The organism is Holdemanella sp., assembly GCF_056804935.1.
This window is the reverse complement of record NZ_DBMEXE010000142.1, coordinates 1-3,858: the sequence shown is the minus strand read 5'-3', so window position 1 is coordinate 3,858 and position 3,858 is coordinate 1. Positions and strand designations below refer to the sequence as shown.

The following is a 3,858-nucleotide window of genomic DNA, read 5'->3' as shown; positions in this document are numbered from 1 at the left end:
ATAAACAGTATGAAAAAAAACATAAACTAAATACAGTCGATAATTTATTTAATGTCTGTAATCAAAAGAAAATCAAAACCGACTTTAAGAACCAAAAATCAGATCTTGTCTTGATTCAAACAAAAAAGAAAGAATCTTTATATTTAGCTTATTCCCCACTAAAAATCAATGATTGGATGGTCGGCTATATCGTACCGGTTCATGCAGCTCAAGAATCATATACATTTATTATTCACTATGAAACTTTATTGGCAACATTTTTAGGATTGATTGTATTGAGTCTTATAGTGTATTTGGCTCATTCAAGTTCAAGAGAAAATAAGTATTTGATTCATTTATCTGAAATCGATCCATTAACTTCCGTTTTCAATAAGGAAACAACGCAAAAACTCATTGATCAAAAACTAAATAATAAAGAACATTGTTGTTTCTTGATTCTTGATGTAGATGCCTTTAAATCTGTTAATGATAATTATGGTCATGCGGTAGGTGATAAAGTCTTAGAAAACTTGGGCTTACTCTTTAAGAATCATTTTAGACAAAGTGATATTGTTGGAAGAATTGGAGGAGATGAATTTATTATTCTAATTCAAGATGAAAATATTGCTGAATCTAGAATTCAGTCTCTACTTCAAAAAGTCAATGAATTAAAGATTGAAGAATTAAAAGATTTCAAATTATCCATCAGCATTGGAATTGCCTTTGCCCCTAAAGATGGAACAACCTTTATGGAACTGTATCGCCATGCCGATCAAGCCTTGTATCAAACAAAACGAACAGGCAAAAACAATTATAAAATATATAAAAATGACGAGAACTAAATCTCGTCGTTTTCTTATACATTCGTGTAATTAAAGCTCATTAAATCAACAGGCTTATCCTTAATATAATTTTTGATTTCTAAACCTTCTAGTTTAGCTGGACGAACTACTATTTCGTTTTTAACTACATCTTCTTTAACCAGCTTTATCTGTTTCATTTGTGCAAATAAATCCTGCAAAACTTCCATTCTTTTAGGAATACCCCTATACACATATTCAATCGCACTTTCACTTAACGCTAGGCTTCTAGAAACATATTTCTTTCCATTCTTTTCAGCATTATACTGAATATAGAACCAGAAACGTAACATCTGTAAGTTCTCACCTTTACTGTTTTTCAAAAAGATGTCCTTCCAAGATGCATTTACTACTTCTTCTCTTTCTTTCTTTACAGAAGACTTCTTTTCTTTTAATAACTTTTCGCTTGGCTTATCAATAATGCTCTTGTTCATCAATTCTTCCATTTCGATATCCGTGAACTTGATGACATAAATTTTTCTACCATTCATTTCACTATCACGAACCAAACGAACACTTTTTAATTTACGAATCAACATATCCATAGATGGTCTTTCTGTACTTCCATCCAGTAAGCGGAATACATATTGATTGGCTTGGACACTAGTCAATTCGTTTCCATATACCCAGTCATGCGTTTCTGCATACGGGTTTTTTACTGCCATAAATCTAGCGTAACAAAATAATCTTAAAGAAAGGGCGGCTGCACCATTCTCATTACTGTTTACGTTTTTAATAAAACGTTCTCTATTTTTCATCAACATTTCTGTACTCATTAAATCTCTCCTTGAAAAAATTCGAACGCAATAGATTATATCATCATTTGTGAACTTTTGCAGAAAAAATTGCTTGTTTCCAAGCAATTATTTCGACAATTCGATAAATTCTTCAATTCTTGATTTTGCGGTTTCTAATGCAGAAATCCAGAAAGCTTCATCCGTTAAATCAATACCCAATACTTTAGCTGTATCTTCTACCGATGCAACCGTTGTTGTGTGTAACATCTCTTTATATTTAGGAACGAATTTTTCTTTACCCATCTCTTGATATTTCACAACTAAGCCTCGCGCAAACAATCCACCAAAAGCATATGGCCAGTTATAATAACTTAGATCTGAAGAATAGTAGTGCGATTTACAAACCCACATATATGGATGTAAACAATTTGGATCAAGTCCATCGCCATAAGCTTGTTTTTGTGCGTCCAACATAATTTCATTCAACTGATCCTTGAATAAGAACTCATCACTTCTTCTGTCAAATACGGCTTTTTCAAATAAGTAACGAGAATAAATATCACAGATGATCTGACATAAGTCTTGAAGCTGATTTTCAATCAAACCTAGTTTAACTTCTTTATCCTCTGTTTCATCAATCACTGCATTCATAATGATATTTTCATTGAATGTACTTGCCGTTTCTGCAACTGGCATAGAATACTCCCAATTTAATGGTCTATGACTTTCAATGTTTAATCCATGATATGCATGTCCAAGTTCATGAGCCAAAGTAACTACGTCTCCAAGTCCTCCATCAAAATTAGTTAATACGCGTGATTGTTTCGCAAACGGCATATTGCAGCAGAAAGCTCCACCAACTTTTCCTTTATGTGGATAAAAATCAATCCAGTTATTGTCAAATGCTTCTTCCATCATATCGGCCAAGTCATCAGAAAATGGTCTAAAATGATTAACCAAATATTCTTTTGTAGTTTCTGGAGTAAAACTTGTCGTAGCTGATTTTCCAATTGGCGCAAATAATTCATACCAAGGAAGGCCATTTTCATACCCTAACATTTCAGCTTTTCTTTTCAAATACGTATGGAATACTGGCAAGTATTTCTGCATTGCACTAAGAAGTGCATCTAATGTTTTCTGGGATACATGAGACTGGTGTAGCGTCATATCCATTGGACTTGTATAGCCACGCATTTTAGCTTCGGTAATCACTTGTAGTTTAATGTTGTTTAAAGAAAAACTAACTGCATCCGCAATAGGTGCATAACTTTTAAGTTCAGCTTCATAGGCAGCTTTACGAACTTCTTTATCTGCATCATACGCTAGATTACGAACAGATGCCAAAGGTAACTTTTTACCATCATATTCCACTTCCAATGAACTTGTGAGTAGACTTTGTTGCTTCTCCCAAGCAGAACCTGCAGAAATATTCATTTTGGCAAGTGCCTCTTCTACGTCTTCACTTAACAAATATTTTCCGCTTTCGTGAATATCATTTAAAAAATATTTGTATTCACAAAGTTCCGGACAATCTAAATAGCTGTTTAAATCTTTCATATCCGCAATATAGCGAGAGAATACAGCCATAGCCTTACTGGCTGTACTTGCGATAGTAGCTACTTTACCAATGGCTGCTGCCGCTTTCGCATTCGCCGTATTTGTGGATTGACTCAAAGATCCAAAGCAACTCAAATGTTTTTCTAATAATTCAAACTCTTCTAATACTTTAACAATTTGAAGAAGATCTTTCTTTTCATTTTCATGACTTAAAGTCTTTGAAAGTTCATCCAATTCTTTTGCCTTCTTTTCAAAAGATGTTAGATCTTCACTAAATTTAGGATCATCAAATCCCTTGTACAATATGTCTAATGACCATTCTGAATTCATATCAATTTCCTCCAATTTATTAAATTATACCATAAGAAAAGCTTGAACATGTGCCCAAGCTTATAGTACTTGCGATAAAAATTTGATGGTTCTTGGATTTTGTGGATGTTCAAAAATATCTTCTGGAGTTCCTTGTTCTTGAATAATACCTTCATCCATAAATAGTACGCGATCACTTGTTTCACGGGCAAATCCCATTTCGTGTGTTACGATCACAATTGTCATTCCTTGATTCGCCAATTCTTTAATGACTTCAAGTACACCTTTTACCATTTCTGGATCTAATGCACTTGTTGGTTCATCGCATAAAATTACATCTGGATGCATAGCTAGAGCACGAACAATAGCTAGACGCTGTTTTTGTCCACCAGATAATTTTCTTGGATATTCATCCT

General features: G+C 33.6%; 4 protein-coding genes. 1 reads left to right on the top strand and 3 read right to left on the bottom strand.

Features of this window, described 5'->3' with window-relative positions; all coding sequences use genetic code 11:
- Window positions 1-821: GGDEF domain-containing protein (locus ACZQCL_RS06955; RefSeq protein ID WP_482482424.1), on the top strand; the 821-nt coding region annotated here is incomplete at its 5' end.
- Between the two features lie 14 nt (window positions 822-835).
- Here the strand turns inward: ACZQCL_RS06955 and ACZQCL_RS06950 are convergent.
- From ACZQCL_RS06950 to ACZQCL_RS06940, 3 genes are all read right to left on the bottom strand, one after another.
- Complete coding sequence (locus ACZQCL_RS06950) at window positions 836-1,615, bottom strand: hypothetical protein (RefSeq protein ID WP_482482422.1); 780 nt, start codon at window positions 1,613-1,615, stop codon at window positions 836-838.
- 87 nt (window positions 1,616-1,702) lie between these two features.
- Window positions 1,703-3,463 (bottom strand): M3 family oligoendopeptidase, encoded by a 1,761-nt coding sequence (locus ACZQCL_RS06945; RefSeq protein ID WP_482482420.1) that lies wholly within the window; start codon window positions 3,461-3,463, stop codon window positions 1,703-1,705.
- 60 nt (window positions 3,464-3,523) lie between these two features.
- The coding region (locus ACZQCL_RS06940) for an ATP-binding cassette domain-containing protein (protein ID WP_482482418.1) at window positions 3,524-3,858 on the bottom strand (335 nt) is incomplete at its 5' end.